Origin of the sequence: Meiothermus hypogaeus (assembly GCF_003574035.1) — a bacterium.
In the GTDB taxonomy this organism is placed as follows: Bacteria; Deinococcota; Deinococci; order Deinococcales; family Thermaceae; genus Meiothermus; species Meiothermus hypogaeus.
On the sequence record NZ_QWKY01000035.1, the window covers coordinates 1 to 19,341 of the forward strand.

Below are 19,341 nucleotides of genomic sequence, written 5' to 3' on the forward strand. Positions count from 1 at the left end.
CCCCCCACCGCCCCCACCTTCCCCGAACATCACCATCAGCCTGAACCCAAGCAGCCCTTTTTCACTGGATATTGGCCAGCAAAGAGTAATTACCGCGAGCGTGAGCGGCACCAGCAACACCGCCGTCACCTGGAGTAGCAGTAATCCCGCAGTGGCCAGTGTCAACAACGGTGTGGTTCAGGGAGAGCTTGCCGGAGCGGCTACCATCACTGCCCGCAGCGTGGCCGATTCCAGCAAGAGCGCCTCGGTAGAGGTAACGGTACTCGAGCCCCCCTCCCCTCCCCCTCCTGGCAATGGGGTCATCAGTGGAACGGTCAGCATTGCCCTGCAAACCTCGCTGCAAAGTGTTGACCCCAGTGTGCCTTTCGTAGACGGTGAGCTAATCGTAAAGTTCAAACCCCAGGTCAGCCTGCAGTCGCTAAGCCGCCTTTCGGTTTTCGGGATAGAGTTGCAACAGGTCAGACCGCTGGGTATGGAGCGCACCTATCTCTACCGGGCCAACCTGAACCGCGCCGACACCCTTACCGCGCTGCAGGCCTTGCAAAGCCGGAGCGACGTGGAGTACGCGCAGCCCAACTACATCCTTTCCGCCCAGGCCATCCCCAACGACCCCCAGTACACCAACCAGAGCTGGCATTACGAAGCCATTAACTTACCCGGTGCCTGGGACATCGAAACCGGTGCTTCCAACCCGGTCACGGTAGCGGTAATTGACGGGGGCGTGGTGGCGGGTCACCCCGACCTGGCCGGGAGGCTCTTACAGGGCTACGACTTTTATTCCAGCGCAGCCGACTCCGGCGACGGCGACGGACGCGACCCCAACCCCGAGGACACCAGCCCCGGCACCGACTACCACGGCAACCACGTCACCGGCACGGTGGGGGCCGCCACCAACAACAACCTGGGGGTGGCCGGGGTCTCGTGGGGCGCTAAAATCCTGCCCATCCGGGCCTTGAGCGGCGGCAATGGAACCCTGGCCGACGTAGCCGATGCGCTGAGATGGGCCGCAGGCGCAGGACTGACTGTATCTGGCGTTACGGCCAACACCAACCCCGCCAGCGTGATTAATATGTCGCTGGGTGGGCCCGTAGCCTGTACCAACGCCCCTGCACTACAGCAGGCCATCAACGAGGCGAATGACGCCGGTGCCATCATTGTGGTGGCGGCGGGTAACTCGAATGTGGACGCTAGCACCTTCAGCCCCGCCGGGTGTAGTGGGGTGATCACGGTGGGCGCGACCAACGCCGCCGGCAACCGGGCCTCGTATTCCAACTACGGCACCCGCATTGACCTGATGGCCCCCGGCGGCGAGCCTGCCGGACAGCAGGTGGTAAGCACCCTGGGCAGTGGGCAGTACGGGGGCAAGGCCGGCACCTCGATGGCTGCGCCACACGTGGCCGGCCTGCTGGCCCTGATGAAAAGCAAAAAGCCTGCCCTGACCGCCGCCGAAGGGCTCTCCATCCTGAAAGAGACCGCAAGGCCCCTGAACGCTGCGCAGTGCAACCGCCCCAACGGCAGTGAGTGCGGCGCGGGGCTGATAGACGCGCAGGCCGCCCTGGCCCGCCTGAACACCCCACCCCCTCGCTCGCTGGTGCTCTCGGCCAGCCCCAACGCCCTGACCCTCAACACCGGCGCGAGCGCTTCCGTTACCATCGGCATCAGCCGTGCCAACTTTAGCGAGCCGGTGGCCCTGAGCGTGAGCGGGCAGCCCAGCGGCACCACCCCTAGCTTCAATCCGGCCAGCCCAGTTACGGGCAGCAGCACCACCCTGACCATTCCGGCAGGCAGCACCCCCGGCACCTATACCCTGGTGGTCAGCGGCAGCGCCAGCGTGAGCGGTCAGACCGTGCAGGGCGAGACCCGCATCACCCTGACCGTGGTGCAACCCCCCACCACCCCCCCACCTACCCAGAACATCCAGGGCACCAGGATTTACTTCGACGCGGTGCTGCGCGAAACCCCCACCCTGAGCCTGTTGCTGGATGTCAATCCGGTGTTCATCGCCCAGACCGGCACCCAGGCCCCCTACAACCGCAACGGCCTTTCGACGGAAGGGCTCTTGGGCTACCGCATCTCGGCCTGGAAGGATGTGAACGACAACGGCACCCAGGATGTGGGCGATTTATTCGGGTGGTACAGGACTGGTGGCAACATTGCTACCGTGATGCCGAATGCCAGCAACATCAATGTGGTGCTCGAGCCCGTCCTTTCCACCACCCTCACCCGCGAAAAGTGGCTAAAACAGCTGGGCTACCCAGCCCGCTAACGGTGATAGGGCTCGCCCCGCTTCAGGGTTTCGACCCGGTAAAGCTGCTCCAGGAGCACCACCAGAGCCAGCTCGTGCTGAAGGGTTAGTTTGGATAGCGCCAGCAGCCAGTCGGCCTCGTCCCGCACGGCCTGGCTATGGCCGTCCGCGCCCCCAATCAGGAACGCCACGCCCTTTTCCCCCACCTCCCAGGCCTCGAGCCGGGCCCCCAAGGCCAGGGTATCGGGCATCTGGCCGCGCTCGTCCAGCACTACCCGCTTGTAGCCCGCGGAGGCTTCCAGCAAACGCTGCCCTTCCTGAACCGGGGTGCCCTCCTTGAGGTAGAGGAGCTCGAGCTTTGTGTAGCGCTGCAAGCGCTTTAGATACTCTTCCACACCCGCTTTGGCATAGAGCAGTTTGGGCTTACCGATGACACAGACGCGCAGCTTCATGGGGCTATCCAAATATACCTGGCGGATTCTACCGGCGCCGTCCGGTTCTCATAGCCAACTTGACCCCAATTGGCCCTGGGTAAAACCGGCTATAATCTTGGGTACCAAGAGGTCGGTATGGGAAAGAGCCTGAGGCTACCGGCAGTGATTGGCTCTCCCGAAACCTCGAGCCCGGTATACCAAAACCCAGGTGCAGACCTCCCCATGTGGAGGTCTTCTGGTTTTGCTGGGTGGTTGTTCCCCGCGGCAGTCCTTACCCAGGGCGCCCCGGACAAAAAAGCCTTTACCCAAGGCTTAGCAGGTCGGGCCCGCCGGTCATCCCGGCAGGCCAGGAGGAAACATGGTTCAGGAGAAAATACGCTTCCAACCCTTTAGCAACGAACCCATCCGGCTGGTCGACGAACACGGCCACTGGATTGCGCCGTTCGAGCATGGCTTACCTGCCGAGCTGCTGCAACGCTTCTATCGCGACATGCTGGCCGCGCGACTGCTGGATGAAAAACTGGTCATCCTGATTCGCACTGGTAAGACCAGCTTCATTGCCCCCCATGCCGGCCATGAGGCCGCCCAGGTCGGCCTTGCCCACGCCCTGCGCAAAGGCCACGACTGGCTCTTCCCCTACTACCGCGACATGGGGCTGGTGCTGGCCATGGGGGTACCGCTGCTGGAAATTTTCGGCCAGACCCTGGGCAACACCGCCGACCCGGCCAAGGGCCGCCAGATGCCTTCGCACCCCGGCAGCCAGCCGCTCCACATTTTCACGGTTTGTTCGGCCATTGCTTCGCACATCCCCCCCGCCACAGGAGCCGCCATCAGCATGAAACTGCGCCGCACCGGCGAGGTAGCGGTCTGCACCTTTGGCGATGGGGCCACCAGCGAGGGTGACTGGCACGCGGGGGTCAACTTCGCCGCGGTGCAGAAAGCGCCGGTGGTATTTGTGTGCGAGAACAACCGCTACGCCATCAGCGTAAACATCTCCAGGCAGACCGCGTCTGAAAATATCGCCATCAAGGCGCATGCCTACGGTATTCCTGGTTATTACGTGGACGGCCTGGACGTGCTGGCCAGTTACTTGGTGATGCAAGAAGCCCTCGAGCGTGCCCGTGCCGGGCAGGGACCCAGCCTGGTGGAGCTGGTGGTCAACCGCTTTGGGGCCCACTCCTCCGCCGACGACGACAGCCGTTACCGCTCCCGTGAGGAGCTGGCGGCAGAACGCCAGCAAGACCCCCTGCTGCGCTTCCAGCGCTTTCTGGAAAAAGAGGGCCTGTGGGATGCCCAGTGGGCCAACGAACTTAAACTGGAAATCTCCAAGGAGCTCGAGGCCGCCCTGCAGGAAGCCCTCCAGGCCGGTGAGCCCGACCCCTTGCAGATGTTCGACGATGTCTACGCCGCCCGCCCCTGGCATCTAGAAGAACAACGCCGCTTGGTGATGGACGAATTACAGTCCTGACGGTGGAAGTTTCTGTCCTGTTTTGACATAAGACTTGTGACTTGTGACGGAGATTGTATGCCAACCATGACCTTAATCCAGGCCCTCAATACAGCCCTGGACGAAGAACTGCGCCGCGACGAGCGGGTGATGATTCTGGGTGAAGACGTAGGCAAACGCGGTGGGGTCTTCCTGGCCACCGAGGGCCTGCAGGAAAAATACGGCCCCGACCGGGTGATGGACACCCCCCTCTCCGAGGCTGCCATCATCGGGGCAGCGGTAGGGCTGGCTGCCCACGGAATGCGCCCGGTGGCCGAAATTCAGTTCGCCGATTACGTCTTTCCCGGCATAGACCAGCTTTTCTCGCAGGCCGCCAAGCTGCGCTACCGCTCGGGGGGGCAGTTCACCGCCCCCATGGTCGTGCGCATGCCCACCGGCGGCGGCGTGAAGGGGGGCCACCACCACTCCCAAAGCCCCGAGGCCCATTTCGCCCATACCGCCGGCTTGAAGGTGGTGGTGGTTGCTACCCCCAAAGACGCCAAAGGGCTTCTCAAGGCCGCCATCCGCGACGACGACCCGGTGGTCTTCATGGAACCCAAGCGCTTGTACCGCGCGGTCAAGGAAGAGGTGCCCGCCGACGATTTCCTGCTGCCCATCGGCAAAGCGGCCATCCGTCGCGAGGGCCGCGACATAACCCTGGTTTCCTACGGGGGGCCCATGGTCGAAACCCAGAAGGCCGCGCAGGAAATGGCGGCTGCGGGCATTGACCCCGAGGTCATTGACCTGCGTACCCTGGTGCCTTGGGACAAAGAAACGGTGCTGAACTCGGTGGCCAAGACCGGCCGCCTGCTTATGATTTCCGAAGCCCCCCGCACAGCCAGCGTGGCCTCGGAGGTGGCCGCTACCGTTTCAGAAGAGCTGTTCGACCAGCTCCTGGCCCCCCCCTTGCGGGTCAGCGGGTTCGACACCCCCTACCCGCTGGCCCAGGACAAGCTATACATGCCGACCGTAACCCGTATCCTGAACGCAGCCAAGCGTCTACTTGACTACTAGGGAGGAAACATGCCCAAAGAAGTGGTGTTGCCCGAGCTGGCAGAGTCCGTTGTGGAAGGTGAAATTCTTCGGTGGCTGGTGCAGGAAGGCGAAGCCCTTAAAAAAGACCAGCCTTTCGTGGAGGTCATGACAGACAAGGTAACCGTGGAGCTACCCAGCCCCCTCGAGGGGGTCTTGTTGCAAAAGCTGGTCAAGGAGGGCGACGTGGTGCCGGTACATGCCCCCATTGCCCTGATTGCCGAACCCGGGGAAGTAACCGCCCCCATTTCCGACAAAAAACCCAGCCCGGCCCCCAGCGTGCAGGCCCAGGAGGAGCGCTCCATTGTGGAACCGGGCCAGGTCGCCGAAGACGACGGGGCCAACCTCTCCCTGTTCAAACCCGATGGCAAGCCGGAGCAGATCAAAAACCCCTTTACCCAGGTAGCGGCACCCTCGGCAGCCCAGAGCACCCCTGTTGCAGGGGCATCCGGGCGGGTGATTGCGGTGCCGGCAGCCCGCAAGCTGGCCCGCGAGCTGGGGCTGGACATCGCCCAAATTCCGGGTTCAGGGCCGCATGGCCGGGTGCGGGTAGAGGATGTGAAGGCCTACGCACAGGGGGGGACGCAGGCTCAACCTACCACGCCAGAGACGATTGGCCCCAAGCCACCGGCCACGGGCTTCCCACCTCCGGTGCAGTACAAACCCCCCAAAGGCTACGAAAACCTCGAGACCCGCGTCCCTTTGCGCGGGCTGCGGCGGGCCATTGCCCAGCAGATGTCGGCCTCGCACCTCTACACCGTGCGCACCCTCTCGGTGGACGAAGCAGACCTGACCGAGCTGGTAGCCCTGCGTGAGCGGCTCAAGCTCGAGGCCGAGGCCCAGGGGGTCAAGCTCAGCTACCTGCCCTTTATCTTCAAGGCCCTGGGCGTCGCCCTCAAGAAGTTCCCGGCCCTGAATAGCTCGCTGGACGAGGCAAGGCAGGAGGTGGTGCTTAAGCACTACGTCAACATCGGCATGGCGGTGGCCGCCGAGAACGGCCTGATTGTACCGGTTGTTCGGGACGTAGACCGCAAGAGCCTGCTCCAGATTGCTAAAGAAATCAACGAACTGGCCGAAAAGGCCCGTAGCGGCAAGCTGGCCCCGGAGGAGGTGAGTGGCTCTAGCTTCAGCGTGACCAACATCGGCTCGATTGGGGCCCTCTTCAGTTTTCCCATCATCAACGTGCCCGATGCCGCCATCCTGGGGGTGCACTCCATCCAGAAGCGCCCGGTGGTGAACGAACGCGACGAGATTGTGGTGCGGCAGATGATGTACCTCTCGCTCTCCTTCGACCATCGGCTGGTAGACGGGGCCGAGGCGGCCCGCTTCTGCAAAGAAGTCATCCGGCTTTTGGAGAAGCCCGAGCGGCTCTTTCTGGAAGCCTTATAATTTTTTGCCTGTCGGATTTTGTTTTTCATCCAAGCACTCACTAGAATGGGGTTTCTATGTCAAATATCTACGACGTGATCGTGATCGGAACCGGCCCCGGCGGCTACCATGCGGCCATCCGGGCGGCCCAACTGGGCAAAAAGGTGCTGGCGGTGGAAGCGGAGTACGTGGGGGGAGTCTGCCTGAACGTGGGCTGCATTCCCACCAAAGCCCTGCTGCACGCCGCAGAAGAACTCGAGGGCATCCGCCACGGGGCCGAATTTGGTCTCGAGGTCAAAGACGCCAAAGTAGACACCAAAAAGCTGGGCGGCTGGCGCGACGGCATCGTAAAGAAGCTTACCGGCGGGGTTTCTCAGCTTCTGAAGGGCAACAAGATCGACCTAAAAACCGGCTTTGCCAGGTTTGTTGATAAAAACACCATCGAGGTGGAGGGCGAGCGCTTCCAGGGCCGGGCCATCATCGTGGCCACCGGCTCCGAGCCCAACACCCTGCCGGGCTTTGAGGTAGACCAGAAAAACATCGTGGACTCTACCGGGGCCTTGCGGGTGGAAGAGCAGTTCCCCAAACGTTTGCTCTGCATCGGGGGAGGTGCCATTGGCCTCGAGTTCGCCCAGGTCTACAAACGCCTGGGGGCCGAGGTGACGGTGATCGAGTTCATGGGCCAGATTCTGCCCGCCGCCGACCCCGAGACCGCGGGCTTGCTGGCCAAAATTCTGGGCAAGCAGGGTATCACCATTCGCACCCAGACCAAAGGCGTGAAGGTAGAAAAGAAAAAAGACGGCCTGCACGTCACGCTGGAAGACCTAAAGACGGCAACACAAGAAACCATTGTGGTGGACAAGATTCTGGTAGCCACCGGTCGGCGGCCCCGGGGCAAGGGGCTGGGGCTCGAGGCCATCGGGGTGGTGGTGGACGAGCGCGGCTACATCCCCACCAACGAGAAAATGGAAACCAACGTGCCCGGCATCTACGCCATCGGCGACGTGACCCGCCCACCCCTCCTGGCCCATAAAGCCATGAAGGAGGGCCTGACTGCTGCCGAAAACGCCGCGGGGGGCAACGCCGTTATGGACTACCAGATTCCCAACGTGGTCTACACCAGCCCGGAGTGGGCTGCCGTCGGCATGACCGAGGAGGAGGCCGCCAAGGCCGGTTACAAGGTCAAGGTGGGCAAGTTCCCCCTTGCGGCCTCGGGCCGGGCCATGACCCTGGGGGCCACCGAGGGGCTGATCAAGCTCATCGGCGATGCCGAAACCGACCTGCTGCTGGGCGCTCATATGGTCGGGCCAAGCGCCTCCGATTTGATTGCCGAGATGGCCCTGGCGCTGGAGATGGGGGCTACCGTGACCGATGTGGGCCTGACCGTCCATGCTCACCCCACCCTTTCCGAGGGCATTATGGAGGCCGCCGAGCACCTGCACCGCCAGGCTATCCACATCGCCAACCGCTAGGTTTTTCTGGTATAACTGCGTAGCATGCGGATTCGTGCTACCCTCAACGCCCTGGCCCTTCGGCTGGACGGCAACGAAACCCCCGAGATGCTGCGCAAGGCCCTGCTAGAACTGCCCCCGCTGCCCCTCGAGGTCGAGGTAGCCGGGTCGGTCGGCCCGACGGTGCTGGAGACTTTGCTCGAGCTAGGCCGTGAACGGGGTCTACAGCTCAGGCCCCAACGGGGCGAAAAATACATCCCCTACACCGAGGTGATTGACCAGACCCTGCGTTCGGGCGCCCGGGTGGAGTCCCCCGGCACGGTGGTGATTCTGGGGGATGTCAATGCAGGAGCCGAGATAATTGCGGCTGGGGATATCATCGTGGTGGGGAAGCTGCGCGGACTGGCCCATGCCGGGGCCACCGGACAGGAAGAGGCCGCCATCTGGGCCATGAGCCTGGAAGCCAAGCAGATTCGCATTGCCCACCATGTGGCCCAGGCCCCGGACGGCGAAAAAAGTACCCGTGGCCCCGAGCGGGCCCGGGTGGCCGAGGGTCGGATTGTGCTGGAAGCCTGGGGCAAAAAAGCTTGAGGGTTTTTGCACTCAAAAGCCAATACCGCCCGCCGACTCGCCATAGGTACGCAGAATCTGGTCAATAACCCAGCCGGTAACCGCCACATAGAGCCAGACCGGCACCGTCCAGCGGGCCCAGGCTTTGTGAATGCTAAAGCGCTGCTTGAAGGCGTTGTAGATCAACCACAGCACCAGCGGCCCGTTGATTGCCGCCAGGATGGTATGGCTTATCAAGAGGGCGTAGTAGGCCCCACGCCACTCCTCTGGCCCCACATAGCGGGTGGTGCCGTACAGGCCCCACTTGAGCAGGTAGAACACCAGGAAAAGCGCGGCCAGGCCGGTGGCTGTCAGCATCACTCGAGGATGCCAGACCCGATCCCCCCGCTTGATGAGAATGACCCCGATGATGACCGCCAGACCCGACAAAGCAATTAACAAGGCGGCGATATCGCCCAACATCTGACCCATGGTGCTTATTTCCTCCTCGATGGTGCACAGGTATACCCTGTAGCCATTTCAAAATAGCCTATTCCAGCGAAGGACATTTATCCCTGCACGCTATTTGTGAACTCTTGGCTCAGTTTTTCCGCCAGGCGGCGCACCCGCTCCTCCCTCGAGCTGCGCGCATAGCTGTAGCCCAGCATGAAAGCCCGCTCGGCCTCCTGACGCTTGCCCAGCTGACGCTGCATCTGGGCCAGTCGCAAATAGGCCAGGGCCATCATGCCGTCGCGTTCCTTAGAAGGGCGAACCGCCTCCAGCAGACCCACCGACTCTTTCAGCGAACCCACCGCCCGCTCCGGGGGCAGTTCGCGGGCATCTCGAATCAAAATGGCGGCCTGGTCGAGCAAGCGTTGCACAGCCCAAGTATAGGGGGCCGTAAGCGCTTCGTACAGCGTAGTAAAGGTGTCGGCAAAAGTTCTCGGGTCACTTCGGCTTTAGGCTCTGGGCCCTGAGCAGAGTGAGCAGTGAATATCTGGAATTTCTGGTCGGTAGCGACGGGCCATTGACGGAGGACTGTTGACCGTAGACACTTTCCTCATGACGCCCTACGAAGCCTTTGAACTCCTCGAGCTGCGCGTCGGACGCATCCAGAAAGCCCTGCCCCACCCCAAGGCCCGCAAGCCCTCCTACCAGCTCTGGGTAGACCTGGGCCCCCTGGGCCTCAAGCAAAGCAGCGCCCAGCTCACCGACCTCTACACCCCCGAAACCCTGGTGGGGCGGCTGGTCATCTGTGCGACCAACCTGGGCGAGCGCAACATTGCCGGCTTCAGGTCCGAGGTGCTGGTGCTGGGCCTGCCCGACGAAGCAGGGCGGGTGGTGTTGCTCTCGGCCGAGCGCGAAGTGCCGCTGGGCGGGCGGGTTTACTGAGGCAAGCTTTCACGGTAGCGAGCGACGCCTCGAGCCGTCGCCATCAGTTGCAGCAGGGCAGCCGCTACAAAGCCCTCGGGGTTGGGTTGGCGCAGCCGCAGATGCAATTCGCTCCATAGCGCCGGGGGTTCGGCGGGGGGCGGTTTCAGGTCGCCCGGCCAGCGCAAAAGCCAGGGGTGGGGGGAGTGGGGCTCCTGGAACACACCTGCCCCCAGCCATGTACTGAGGGCTTCCATGTAGGCCACAAAGTCTGGTAGCGCCCACGACAAGAGCACCGTTTCCAGGTCGAAGCGGGCCTCCTCGGGGTTGGCAAAGGCCGGGGGGTGGGCGAGCCGTTCGCTGGCTTCGGCAGGCAGTTCGGCCTCAACCAGCGCATACAACTTACCCCATTCCCGCCGCCAGATGGCCGTCTGTAAACTCAACGACCAGGGGCTTTGCAGCTTTTTGGACATTAGAAAGTATTATGTCCTGCAGGAGTCTCCCATGCCAGAGCCCATCGCCATTGCCAAAGGTGAATCGGAAGTATTTTTGTATCCCAGGATGGCCAACCGCCACGGCCTGATTGCCGGGGCCACCGGTACCGGTAAGACCGTGAGCCTGCGGGTGCTGGCCGAGCAGTTCTCCCGCATTGGTGTACCCGTCTTCATGGCCGACGTGAAGGGCGACCTCTCGGGCTTGTGCAAGCCAGGGGGCGAGAACCCTAAAGTGGCCGAGCGGGTACAGAAGCTGGGGCTTGCGGACTTCAAATACGAAGCGTACCCCGTGGTGTTCTGGGACGTGTTTGGCGAGCAGGGCCACCCGGTACGGGCTACCGTGTCGGAAATGGGGCCGCTGCTGTTGTCCCGCTTGCTGGGCCTGAACGACACCCAGAGCGGGGTGCTCACCCTGGCCTTCAAGATTGCCGACGACAACGGATTGCTGCTGCTGGACTTAAAAGACCTGCGGGCCATGCTGCAGTTTGTGGGAGACAACGCCGAGAAGTTCAAAACCGAATACGGCAACATCTCGGCGGCCTCCATCGGCGCTATCCAGCGCGGGCTTTTGGCCCTGGAAGAGCAGGGCGGCGACCGGTTTTTCGGTGAGCCGGCCCTCGAGCTCGAAGACCTCCTGCAAACCCAGGATGGCCGGGGCGTCATCAACATCCTGGCCGCCGACCAGTTAATGCAATCCCCCAAGCTCTACAGCACCTTTTTGCTCTGGATGCTCTCTGAGCTCTTTGAGCGACTGCCCGAGGTAGGCGACCCCGATAAGCCCAGGCTGGTTTTCTTTTTCGACGAAGCCCACCTACTTTTCGACGAGGCCCCCAAGGCCTTGCGGGACAAAATAGAGCAGGTCGTGCGGCTGATCCGCAGCAAGGGGGTGGGGGTGTACTTCGTAAGCCAGAACCCCCTGGACATCCCCGACGAGGTGCTGGGCCAGCTGGGCAACCGCGTCCAGCACGCGCTGCGGGCCTATACCCCGCGCGACCAGAAGGCCGTCAAGGCCGCTGCCCAAACCTTCCGGCCCAACCCCAAGCTCGACGTGGCCACCGTCATCCTGGAGATGGGGGTGGGCGAGGCCCTGGTCTCGACCCTGGACGAGAAGGGCATCCCCAGCGTGGTGGAGCGGGCCCTGATCTACCCCCCCCGCACCCAGCTACCCCCGCTCAGCCCGCAGGAGCGCCAGCAGGTAATCCGGCAGTCCCCGGTCTACGGGCACTACGAGAAGGCCCTCGACCGCGAGTCGGCCTACGAAATACTGAAGGCACGGGCCGCTGAGTCGGTGCAGCAGGCCCCCCAAGGCGCTAAATCTCCGGCCGGTACAGAGCCTCAGGGCGGCAACCTCTTGGGCGACCTAGCCAAGGGGGCGGTGGGTTTCCTGGCCAGCCGGGAGGGGCAGCGCATTGTGCGCGGGGTGCTGGGCGGGCTTTTGGCGGCTGGCAAGCGTAAACGCTAGCCAGGGCCAGAATGCAAAGGCCACTTTGTTCATGCAGGCGGCTTTGGCTTTGCGGATTCGGCAGCCTGTTTTCGGGCCAGCTCGAGCAACAGCCGGTCGGCTATGTCCTCGGCCCAGGCTCGCACTTCCTGCCAGCGCCGAAAATCCCCTTCAGGTAGCCCCTTGCTCAGCACTTTTACGACCTGGTCGCGCTCGAGGCGATCATACTCCAGGGAGCCTGCGAAAATACCCATCTCGAGCGGTTCGGCCAGGGCCCGTACCTCGGCGAGGCACGCATAAACCTCGTGAAAATGCTCCGGGGTGGGGTTGCTCATCAGGCCTGAGACCACAAAGTACACCACCGGCAACTGCTGTAGCACTTCGCGGTGCGTCCACACGAAGTCTATGGCTTCCGGGAGCCAGTGCGCTTCTCGAATGGGGCTGCCCAGTATCACCGCCTGATAGCCCTGCAAGCACTTCACTTGGTCCACCGCCAGCACATCCACCACCGCCCCGCGCCGGGTCAAAACCTGGGCAATGGTCTGGGCAATTTCACGGGTGCTGCCCAGGCGGCTGGCGTAGGCAACCAGAACGCGCCAAGTTCCCACAACATAAGGCTAGACCCAGGACCACCCGGGCTATAGAGACATCTGCCCCCGACCAGAAAGAGTACCTTTGATGGTGAGGTGATAACGATGCTGGTCAAAGACTTCATGACCCCCAACCCAGATGTGGTCACCCCGGACGTAACGGTGCCCGAGGCCGCGCAGATTATGAAAAAGGGTGGGTTTCGCCGCCTGCCGGTAGTGAAGGAAGGCCGGGTGGTGGGCATCGTTACCGATCGCGACCTGAAGGAAGCCATGCCCTCGGACGCCACCTCGCTTTCCATATGGGAGCTTAACTACCTGATTTCCAAACTCACCGTGGGCGAAATCATGACCCGCGACCCCGTCACGGTAGCCGATACCATGCCCTTACAGGCGGCTGCCAAGCAGATGCTCGAGCACAAGGTAGGGGGGCTGCCGGTGGTGCATGAGGGCAAGCTGGTGGGCATCGTGACCGTAACCGACGTGCTTAAGGCTTTCTTGCAACGCGAGGCCGAGTTGCTGGTAGGCGCAGAAACCAGCCCCTAGAGCGCCCTTCACAAAGATTGAGCCTCCCAGACAGAACAGTTGCCGCCCGAAAACTCGAAACCCAAGCACTCGTGGGCCGGGCCCGGCCCACTTGGGTGCGTAACATGCGTCTGGGCGCAGACGCATGCTCGTTTTTGCGGGCGGCAACTTCTGTGAAGGGCGCGATAAGCCTGCCTTTGGAGGCTCATTGCATCTGCGGCTCTTTCTGGGCAGGTGGGGCGCCAGAGTATAGCTGGCACAGCGGATTTGCTTTGCCAAGCATGCGTGGGAAGGTTTTCAGCTGGTTTTTTTGAGCGCCAGGAGCCGCTCGGCGGGCCAGGTGTTGATCACCTGGTGGGGAGCGAGACCGGCTTTGTGGGCAAAGAGCAAGCCGTATTGAATTTCGGAAATGCCCTCGACGCTGTGTGAGTCGGGGCCCAGCGAGAAGTTGAGGCGGTCGCGCCAGGCCAGCATCAGCCGCCAGTCCAGGTCGAGGCGGTAGGGGCTACAGTTAAACTCCACTGCCTTCTGGTTCTGGGCAGCCCTTTCCAGCACCGCTTCCCAGTCGGCCTCGGCGCCTTTGCGCCGCAGGATGAGGCGCCCGCTGGGGTGGCCCAGGATGCTCAGGTAGGGGTTCTCCAGGGCACGCAGCAGACGCTGAGTTTGCTCGGCCTTGCCCAGGTTGAGCCCCGCATGTAAGCTGCCCACCACCACTTCGAACCGGGCCAGCAGCGCGTCGGGATAATCCAGCGAGCCGTCGGGCAGAATATCGGACTCGATGCCGCGCAGGATACGAAAAGGGGCCAGCTCGGCATTCAGAGCCTCGATCTCGGCCCATTGGCGCAGCACGTCGTCTTCTCGTAGACCCCCAGCATAGGCCGCCGTCTGGGAGTGATCGCAGATGACCATGTACTCGAAGCCCTGGGCGATGGCCGCCTCGGCCATCTGGCGCAAGGTACCGCTGCCATCGGAGTAGGTGGAGTGCACGTGAATCAGACCCCGAAGCTGGGGGGCCTCGAGGGTGGTTTGCGGTACAGGCAATCCAATGTGCTCCTGTTCACGCCAGTAGGCTGGTACAAAGGGCTGACCCAGGGCTTTAAATACCTCCTCCTCGCTTTCTGCAAAGGCGGGAAGGGTTCCCAGCGTATCGAGCCAGGCCCTCGAGCCTGTGGCCTGCACCAGCATCGAGCCAAACGACGCCGCAGGGGTGCAGAAAACCCGCAAGGGCAGGCCCTCGAGCCGCCCCAGCAGCACATCGCCCTGCACCTCCTCCACGTAGCGGCCCAGCACCGGGCGCACCTGCTCGGGGGTACCCACCACCACCAGGTCCAGGTTGCCCACCGTTTCCAGACCGCGCCGCACACTGCCTGCTAGCTCGGCCTGGAGCCCAGCGTTCTCGAGGTCGGTCAGGAGCAGCCGGGCCACCTCGAGCCCCACCGGCAGCATCACCCGCCGCATATTGGCCAGGGCGTAGCGGGCTGCTTCCAGCAAGCTGGCCTCGCTTTTGGCGCCAAAACCGGGCAGGGTGCGAATTTTGCCCTGTTCGGCAAACAGCACCAGCTCCTCCAGGCTGTTCACCCCGTTGTCCCATAGGGCCCGGATGCGCTTGGGGCCCAGGCCCTGCACCCGAAAGAGCTCCAACACCCCCGGCGGTACGCGGCCCTCGAGCTCGGCCAGGTAGGGAAACTCCTGGGTTTGCACAATTTCGCTCAGCATGGGGGCCAGCGCCGGCCCCACCCCCGGCACGCCCTTGAAACCTCGAGCGGCCAGCTCGTTCAGGTCTGCCTCTTGTTGTTCGAGGTTGCGGGCAGCGCTGCGGTAGGCCCTGGCCCGGAACTCACCCTCGCCCAGCACCTCCATCAGGTCGGCGGCGTACTCGAGCATCCCCGCCAGGTCTTTACGGTTCATACCCATAGCCTAACGCTAGAATCTTTCTTTATCTGCTATCGGCTAAGGGCTATTGACTATCGGCGCCTGCCAGCGCATAAGTCTCCGGCTTTCCGGCCTTGAACACCACCGCTTCCCGGTAGCCCACCGACCGTAGCAGGGCCACCGCATCGGCAAAACGGTGGGCCACGTCCTGGGGGCGGTGGGCGTCAGAGCCCAGCACCACCGGAATTTTGAGTTCAAAAGCCCTGGCCAAAAGCTCCGGGCTGGGGTAGATTTCGGCAGCCTTTTTGCGCCAGCCGGCGGTGTTCACATCCAGCGCCAGCCCTTCCCCGGCAATTACCTCCAGGGCCTCCTCGGCCAGGTCGGCGTAGCCCTGGGGGGGCCGGAAGCCCATCACCTTGGGCAGGTCCAGGTGCCCGATGGCGTGGAACAAGCCGGTGCGGGCGGCCTCGGCCACCAGCTTGAAATAGGCCCGGTACACCTCGCGCAGGTCGCGCTCCTCGAACTCGGACTGGTAGTGGGGGTTATCGAAGGGCCAGGCCCCAATGTAGTGCACCGAGCCGATGATGTAGTCGTAGTCGTACTGCCGGCGCAGATGCCGCACAAAGTACTCGGTGCCGGGGTGATAGTCGGCCTCGAGGCCAATCCCTACATAAAAGCTACCCGACTCCGCCCGAAGCTTTTCCAGCATGGTGTGGTAAAAAGGCAGCTCTGCCAGTTCCATGCGCACCTCGGGGTCGAACCAGGCCGGCATGGGGCTATGATCGGTCATGACGATGCCCAGCAAGCCTGCTTCCCTGGCAGCCTGCACATACTCAGCAGGGGCTCCAGTGGCATGCTTGCAAAGCGGCGTGTGCATGTGGCTGTCGTACACGGGTTTCTCCTGTTGCTAGTTTTGGTGGTTCCGGCACTCTACCAGGGTTCTACCCGCACCACCCGGCCCTGGCTGGTCCAGACCTTGACCCTGAATCCTAGCACTTCGCTGGCCCGGGCCGACAGGGCTTCGTCCGGACCAAGGGCATCGCCCACACTTTGTACCAGGCTGGCCGTTTCGGGGGGGGCAAGCTCGGGCGCGCGCAAAAGCACCGCATCCAGTTGCCAGCGGCTGGCCCACAGGCGCTTGAGCGCCCATAGGGTCTCCTGCTTGCCAGCCTCCAGGCCAAAAGGGGCTTCCCCGGCGTAGCGCACCAGCACCGGCCCCTCCGGCAAGGCTGCCCGAAGTTCGTCGGCACGCTCGGGCAGCAGATACGACTCGCGCAGGAGTTTTTCCGCGAAGGCACAGGCTTTCTCTAGTTTTTCTTCGTCCAGGCGTGCGCCAAACACCCCCTCGAAGGCCCGTCGGATCTGCTCGGCCAGGTTGCCCAGCTGGTAAAACTCGGCCTCGAGGCCCCCCAGCACCAGGGTAGGCGTCACCGGCAGGCCCGCCGCTTGCAGGGCTTGCAACTGCGCTACCTCGGCAGGGTCGGGCGGGGCTTTTTCGAGTAAAAAAATCATACCTCCCAGTCTACCGCCCAGCCGAACCCACGAAACCGCTATACTTGAACTTCTATGCGTACTTGGGACAACAGCTACCCCGACCCGGCCCAGTTGCGCCGGGAAATTGCTGCCATGCAAGAAAGCATTCTGGAAACACTGAGGCTGCAGGTAGCCGCCGACAACCTGCTGGGGGTTTACAGCAAGGGCTCCTCACAAAAAAACTGGGATAGCCCCATCGATTACGTACCTGAACTATCGGACATAGATGTGCAGGTCTTGCTGCAAGATGATGCCCCGCTCATGCGCCTCGAGGCTGCCCTGGCCTTTCAGGCCGAAGTCGAAGAGCGTTTTCGAGCCCGCATGCCTCGGCCCCTGCATCTCCCGCGCCCGCAAATTCAGCTTTTGCGGGCCCGCCTCGAGCACTACACGCCCAGTTACGGTGTCCAGACCCTGCATGGCCTGCCTTATGAGCAGCTTAAGTTCGGCCAGCCCAATCACCCCGACACCGACCGGGCTCAGCTCCTGGAACCCCAGGCTTTTCTGGAGGGGCTTTTCGATATGGTTATGGATCGACCCGGGAAGTATCTGTTCGAGGTGTTGCGTCAGCTCGCCTGGCGGGTTGGGCCCACCGGCTCCCGCGTTCTCTCGGTACTGGGGGCCGACTTCCAAGCCGCCTGGGGTGGCAACCGCACCCACGTGTACACCCGGCTCAAAGCATTTCATCAAACGGAGCTGGCCGAGCAGTACGCAGCTTTTTATCTGCATGCATGGGATTTTTTCCGCTCGAGCTATAAAAACACCCATGCCGCCAGGGAGGCTCTGCTGGCGGGCGTAGGGGTGTTGAAGGCGGGTTTGGCGATTGCGAGGAGGGTTGGGCAGCAACCGTCTTCTACTTCAGCCTAGCGCACAACAGCAGCGCTTTTGGGTTATTTGAGCCTCAGGCAGCCAGCAGCCGGGCTTCCAGCCACTCCGGCAACTGACCCATATGCTCGAGCTGCACATACAGCCCAGGTTTGGGTTCATCCATCTGCAATGGCTCGTTTCGCGCCCCTGGCGAGGGAATGTAAACCGCCTGACCCCCAATTTCCAGCACCGGCCAGATGTCCGAACGCAGGCTGTTGCCCACCATCAAAAAAACCTCGGGGCGTATGCGGTGGCGTCGCAGGATACGGCTGTAGCTGAAGGGGTCTTTCTCGCTTACTACCTCCAGACAGCGAAAATACTCGCCCAGGCCCGAGCGCACAAACTTGGTCTCCTGGTCGAGCAAATCGCCCTTGGCAATCACCATCAGGGGGTAGTCGCCCGAGAGCTCGTCGAGCACCGCCTCTACCTCGGGCAGCACCTCCACGGGAGCGGCCAGCAACTCCTTGGTGAGGTTAACTAAAAACCGAATGTGCTCCGGCGAAATGCGCCCCCCGGTGAGCTCGAGGGCCGTCTCGATCATGGAAAGGCCAAAGCTTTTGACCCCATAGCCGTAGTGCTGGATGTTGCGCAGCTCGGTCTCCTTCAGATACCGGTCATCGTATGAACCATTCAAATACTGCTGCATCAGCACCCTGAACTGAGCCTGAGCCTCGCTAAAGCAGGTCTCGCTGCGCCACAGGGTGTTATCGGCATCAAAGGCAATGTACTCGACCATAGCTTCCTCTATTTAAAGTGTAGAAGGCTATCTGGCACGGCCTGGGTCAGATGACCCAGCAATGCGTTAAACCCAAGACAGCCCGGCTGTCCAGGGCCAAAGCCAGAGCCGCATATCAGGGTCGGACGACTGTCGAACAACTCCCGGCCTGGCTTCAGGGCTGTATCGCCGACAAAATCATCCAGAAGCTTCCCAACTCGAGTAGAGTAATCATGCATGCGACTGCTCTATCTCGCCCTTCTGGTGGGTCTTGGCTTTGCCAGCGCCCAGACCTGTGCGGGGCTGCCGCGGCTCGAGGTCAGTACCCCCAGCGGTTTCTGCGTGGGCATCGTAAGCCGCGAGCTGCGCTTTCCCCGGGGCCTGCTGCCTTTACCCTCGGGCGACCTGCTGGTAGTGGAGATGAACGGCTGGAAAGCCAACCAGGGCTCACTGGCACGGCTCTTCAAGCAGGGAAAGCAGTATCGCGTCCAGCGTATTTTCAGTGGCCTGGATCGGCCCCATGGCATTGTCCTGGGCCCGGATGGCAGGGTGTATGTGGGGGAGGTCGGGCGCATCTTCCGCTTCGACCCCAAACAAGCCCAGCCCCAAAAAGAGTACATCCTGCGTGACCTGCCTGGAAACGGGCGGCATCCCCTCACCCAGATGGTTTTCGATAAAGCAGGCAACCTTTTTGTGAACGTGGGTTCGGCCTCGGACAACTGCCAGCAGGACAAGGGCAAGGCAGTCTGTGCCGAGGCGGCGCGAAACGGCCTGATCCGCAAGTACAGCCTTCAGTGGCCCCAGGGCATCGTGCGCGGCTGGAGCGTGCATGCCGTCGGCTTGCGCAACTCCATGGCGCTGGCCCTTCACCCCTCGGGCACGCTATTGCAGGGTGAGAATTCCCGTGACGCCATCCAGGCTGCCGACCCGCGCATCTCCGATGAGGCCCACCCCGCCGACGAACTGAACGTAGTGGTACAAGGCGCCCACTACGGCTGGCCCTACTGCTACGAAAACGGCCAAAACGCCCCCGAATTTCCCCGCTACAACTGCGCCCAGACCCGAAACCCCACCCTGCTCCTGCCGGCCCATGCCGCTCCCCTGGGCATAGCGTATCTGAATGCCCAAAGCGAGTGGGGCGACGGCTGGCTGGTGGTGGGCTACCACGGCTATCGCAAAGCCGGGCACCGCGTGGTGGCCTTCCGGGTAAACGGGCAAGGCATCCCCAGCGGCCCTGCACGGGAGCTCATCGGTAACTGGGTCTTCCCAGACGGCAAACTTGGGGCGCCAGTAGATGTGAAACAGGGGCCCGATGGGAAAATCTACATTACCGATGACCGCAATGGCATGTTGCTGGTGTTCTCGAGAGTCTGA

20 protein-coding genes are annotated in these 19,341 nt (G+C 62.6%); 11 read left to right on the forward strand and 9 right to left on the reverse strand.

Annotated elements, in window-relative coordinates:
* The coding region (locus tag Mhypo_RS10090) for a S8 family peptidase (RefSeq protein ID WP_119341172.1) at positions 1–2,266 on the forward strand (2,266 nt) is incomplete at its 5' end.
* On the opposite strand, the gene Mhypo_RS10095 is transcribed toward Mhypo_RS10090, so the two are convergent.
* The gene (locus Mhypo_RS10095; protein WP_119341173.1) at positions 2,263–2,697 is read right to left on the reverse strand and encodes a 23S rRNA (pseudouridine(1915)-N(3))-methyltransferase RlmH; all 435 of its coding nucleotides are present in this window, start codon (positions 2,695–2,697) and stop codon (positions 2,263–2,265) included. The genes Mhypo_RS10090 and Mhypo_RS10095 overlap by 4 nt on opposite strands.
* 340 nt (positions 2,698–3,037) lie before the next feature.
* On the opposite strand from Mhypo_RS10095, the gene Mhypo_RS10100 reads away from it, so the two are divergent.
* The 5 genes from Mhypo_RS10100 to minC are packed head-to-tail and all read left to right on the forward strand — an operon-like array spanning position 3,038 to position 8,607.
* Positions 3,038–4,147 (forward strand): thiamine pyrophosphate-dependent dehydrogenase E1 component subunit alpha, encoded by a 1,110-nt coding sequence (locus Mhypo_RS10100; protein ID WP_119341174.1) that lies wholly within the window; start codon positions 3,038–3,040, stop codon positions 4,145–4,147.
* 57 nt (positions 4,148–4,204) lie between these two features.
* Positions 4,205–5,179: an alpha-ketoacid dehydrogenase subunit beta gene (locus tag Mhypo_RS10105; RefSeq protein ID WP_119341175.1), complete on the forward strand. Its 975-nt coding sequence runs from the start codon at positions 4,205–4,207 to the stop codon at positions 5,177–5,179.
* 9 nt (positions 5,180–5,188) lie between these two features.
* A complete protein-coding gene (locus tag Mhypo_RS10110; protein WP_119341176.1) occupies positions 5,189–6,586 on the forward strand; it encodes a dihydrolipoamide acetyltransferase family protein in 1,398 nt (465 codons plus the stop codon).
* Between the two features lie 56 nt (positions 6,587–6,642).
* Positions 6,643–8,037: a dihydrolipoyl dehydrogenase gene (gene lpdA / locus Mhypo_RS10115; RefSeq protein ID WP_119341177.1), complete on the forward strand. Its 1,395-nt coding sequence runs from the start codon at positions 6,643–6,645 to the stop codon at positions 8,035–8,037.
* A 24-nt stretch (positions 8,038–8,061) separates the two neighbouring features.
* Complete coding sequence (minC, locus tag Mhypo_RS10120; RefSeq protein ID WP_119341178.1) at positions 8,062–8,607, forward strand: septum site-determining protein MinC; 546 nt, start codon at positions 8,062–8,064, stop codon at positions 8,605–8,607.
* A 12-nt stretch (positions 8,608–8,619) separates the two neighbouring features.
* On the opposite strand, the gene Mhypo_RS10125 is transcribed toward minC, so the two are convergent.
* Both Mhypo_RS10125 and Mhypo_RS10130 read right to left on the reverse strand, forming a co-directional pair.
* Positions 8,620–9,057 (reverse strand): DUF420 domain-containing protein, encoded by a 438-nt coding sequence (locus Mhypo_RS10125; RefSeq protein ID WP_119341179.1) that lies wholly within the window; start codon positions 9,055–9,057, stop codon positions 8,620–8,622.
* Between the two features lie 77 nt (positions 9,058–9,134).
* Positions 9,135–9,446 carry a hypothetical protein gene (locus Mhypo_RS10130; protein WP_119341180.1) on the reverse strand — a complete coding sequence of 104 codons (312 nt, stop codon included), beginning with the start codon at positions 9,444–9,446 and terminating at the stop codon, positions 9,135–9,137.
* 181 nt (positions 9,447–9,627) lie between these two features.
* On the opposite strand from Mhypo_RS10130, the gene Mhypo_RS10135 reads away from it, so the two are divergent.
* A complete protein-coding gene (locus tag Mhypo_RS10135) occupies positions 9,628–9,957 on the forward strand; it encodes a tRNA-binding protein (protein WP_119341181.1) in 330 nt (109 codons plus the stop codon).
* Here Mhypo_RS10135 and Mhypo_RS10140 read toward each other — a convergent pair.
* Positions 9,951–10,409 (reverse strand): hypothetical protein, encoded by a 459-nt coding sequence (locus Mhypo_RS10140; protein ID WP_119341182.1) that lies wholly within the window; start codon positions 10,407–10,409, stop codon positions 9,951–9,953. The genes Mhypo_RS10135 and Mhypo_RS10140 overlap by 7 nt on opposite strands.
* 31 nt (positions 10,410–10,440) lie before the next feature.
* On the opposite strand from Mhypo_RS10140, the gene Mhypo_RS10145 reads away from it, so the two are divergent.
* Positions 10,441–11,892, forward strand: coding sequence for a helicase HerA-like domain-containing protein (locus Mhypo_RS10145; RefSeq protein WP_119341183.1), 1,452 nt, complete (start codon positions 10,441–10,443; stop codon positions 11,890–11,892).
* Positions 11,893–11,921: 29 nt separating this feature from the next.
* Here the strand turns inward: Mhypo_RS10145 and Mhypo_RS10150 are convergent, their stop codons facing one another.
* Entirely contained in the window at positions 11,922–12,479 is a 558-nt protein-coding gene (locus tag Mhypo_RS10150; protein ID WP_119341184.1) for a flavodoxin domain-containing protein, read from the reverse strand.
* Between the two features lie 87 nt (positions 12,480–12,566).
* On the opposite strand from Mhypo_RS10150, the gene Mhypo_RS10155 reads away from it, so the two are divergent.
* Entirely contained in the window at positions 12,567–13,004 is a 438-nt protein-coding gene (locus tag Mhypo_RS10155) for a CBS domain-containing protein (protein ID WP_119341185.1), read from the forward strand.
* Between the two features lie 276 nt (positions 13,005–13,280).
* On the opposite strand, the gene Mhypo_RS10160 is transcribed toward Mhypo_RS10155, so the two are convergent.
* Genes Mhypo_RS10160 through Mhypo_RS10170 form a run of 3 tightly spaced genes read right to left on the reverse strand, consistent with a single transcriptional unit; the run spans position 13,281 to position 16,367 of the window.
* Positions 13,281–14,891, reverse strand: a complete 1,611-nt coding sequence (locus Mhypo_RS10160; protein ID WP_119341186.1) for a DNA polymerase/3'-5' exonuclease PolX — start codon at positions 14,889–14,891, stop codon at positions 13,281–13,283.
* 49 nt (positions 14,892–14,940) lie between these two features.
* Positions 14,941–15,747: a histidinol-phosphatase HisJ family protein gene (locus Mhypo_RS10165; RefSeq protein WP_119341187.1), complete on the reverse strand. Its 807-nt coding sequence runs from the start codon at positions 15,745–15,747 to the stop codon at positions 14,941–14,943.
* 38 nt (positions 15,748–15,785) lie between these two features.
* Positions 15,786–16,367 (reverse strand): hypothetical protein, encoded by a 582-nt coding sequence (locus Mhypo_RS10170; RefSeq protein ID WP_119341188.1) that lies wholly within the window; start codon positions 16,365–16,367, stop codon positions 15,786–15,788.
* A gap of 54 nt (positions 16,368–16,421) precedes the next feature.
* Between Mhypo_RS10170 and Mhypo_RS10175 the strand changes: the two genes are divergently transcribed.
* The gene (locus Mhypo_RS10175) at positions 16,422–17,252 is read left to right on the forward strand and encodes a hypothetical protein (protein WP_119341189.1); all 831 of its coding nucleotides are present in this window, start codon (positions 16,422–16,424) and stop codon (positions 17,250–17,252) included.
* A 34-nt stretch (positions 17,253–17,286) separates the two neighbouring features.
* Here the strand turns inward: Mhypo_RS10175 and Mhypo_RS10180 are convergent, their stop codons facing one another.
* Positions 17,287–17,988, reverse strand: a complete 702-nt coding sequence (locus Mhypo_RS10180; protein ID WP_119341190.1) for an HAD family hydrolase — start codon at positions 17,986–17,988, stop codon at positions 17,287–17,289.
* Positions 17,989–18,204: 216 nt separating this feature from the next.
* On the opposite strand from Mhypo_RS10180, the gene Mhypo_RS10185 reads away from it, so the two are divergent.
* Positions 18,205–19,341 (forward strand): PQQ-dependent sugar dehydrogenase, encoded by a 1,137-nt coding sequence (locus tag Mhypo_RS10185; protein WP_119341191.1) that lies wholly within the window; start codon positions 18,205–18,207, stop codon positions 19,339–19,341.

Bases quoted from the DNA above. Each gene is read 5' to 3' on its own strand.
- Mhypo_RS10095 (WP_119341173.1), bottom strand. From the start codon at position 2,697: ATGAAGCTGCGCGTCTGTGTCATCGGTAAGCCCAAACTGCTCTATGCC.
- Mhypo_RS10100 (WP_119341174.1), top strand. From the start codon at position 3,038: ATGGTTCAGGAGAAAATACGCTTCCAACCCTTTAGCAACGAACCCATC.
- Mhypo_RS10105 (WP_119341175.1), top strand. From the start codon at position 4,205: ATGCCAACCATGACCTTAATCCAGGCCCTCAATACAGCCCTGGACGAA.
- Mhypo_RS10110 (WP_119341176.1), top strand. From the start codon at position 5,189: ATGCCCAAAGAAGTGGTGTTGCCCGAGCTGGCAGAGTCCGTTGTGGAA.
- lpdA (WP_119341177.1), top strand. From the start codon at position 6,643: ATGTCAAATATCTACGACGTGATCGTGATCGGAACCGGCCCCGGCGGC.
- minC (WP_119341178.1), top strand. From the start codon at position 8,062: ATGCGGATTCGTGCTACCCTCAACGCCCTGGCCCTTCGGCTGGACGGC.
- Mhypo_RS10125 (WP_119341179.1), bottom strand. From the start codon at position 9,057: ATGGGTCAGATGTTGGGCGATATCGCCGCCTTGTTAATTGCTTTGTCG.
- Mhypo_RS10135 (WP_119341181.1), top strand. From the start codon at position 9,628: ATGACGCCCTACGAAGCCTTTGAACTCCTCGAGCTGCGCGTCGGACGC.
- Mhypo_RS10140 (WP_119341182.1), bottom strand. From the start codon at position 10,409: ATGTCCAAAAAGCTGCAAAGCCCCTGGTCGTTGAGTTTACAGACGGCC.
- Mhypo_RS10145 (WP_119341183.1), top strand. From the start codon at position 10,441: ATGCCAGAGCCCATCGCCATTGCCAAAGGTGAATCGGAAGTATTTTTG.
- Mhypo_RS10155 (WP_119341185.1), top strand. From the start codon at position 12,567: ATGCTGGTCAAAGACTTCATGACCCCCAACCCAGATGTGGTCACCCCG.
- Mhypo_RS10160 (WP_119341186.1), bottom strand. From the start codon at position 14,891: ATGAACCGTAAAGACCTGGCGGGGATGCTCGAGTACGCCGCCGACCTG.
- Mhypo_RS10170 (WP_119341188.1), bottom strand. From the start codon at position 16,367: ATGATTTTTTTACTCGAAAAAGCCCCGCCCGACCCTGCCGAGGTAGCG.
- Mhypo_RS10175 (WP_119341189.1), top strand. From the start codon at position 16,422: ATGCGTACTTGGGACAACAGCTACCCCGACCCGGCCCAGTTGCGCCGG.
- Mhypo_RS10180 (WP_119341190.1), bottom strand. From the start codon at position 17,988: ATGGTCGAGTACATTGCCTTTGATGCCGATAACACCCTGTGGCGCAGC.
- Mhypo_RS10185 (WP_119341191.1), top strand. From the start codon at position 18,205: ATGCGACTGCTCTATCTCGCCCTTCTGGTGGGTCTTGGCTTTGCCAGC.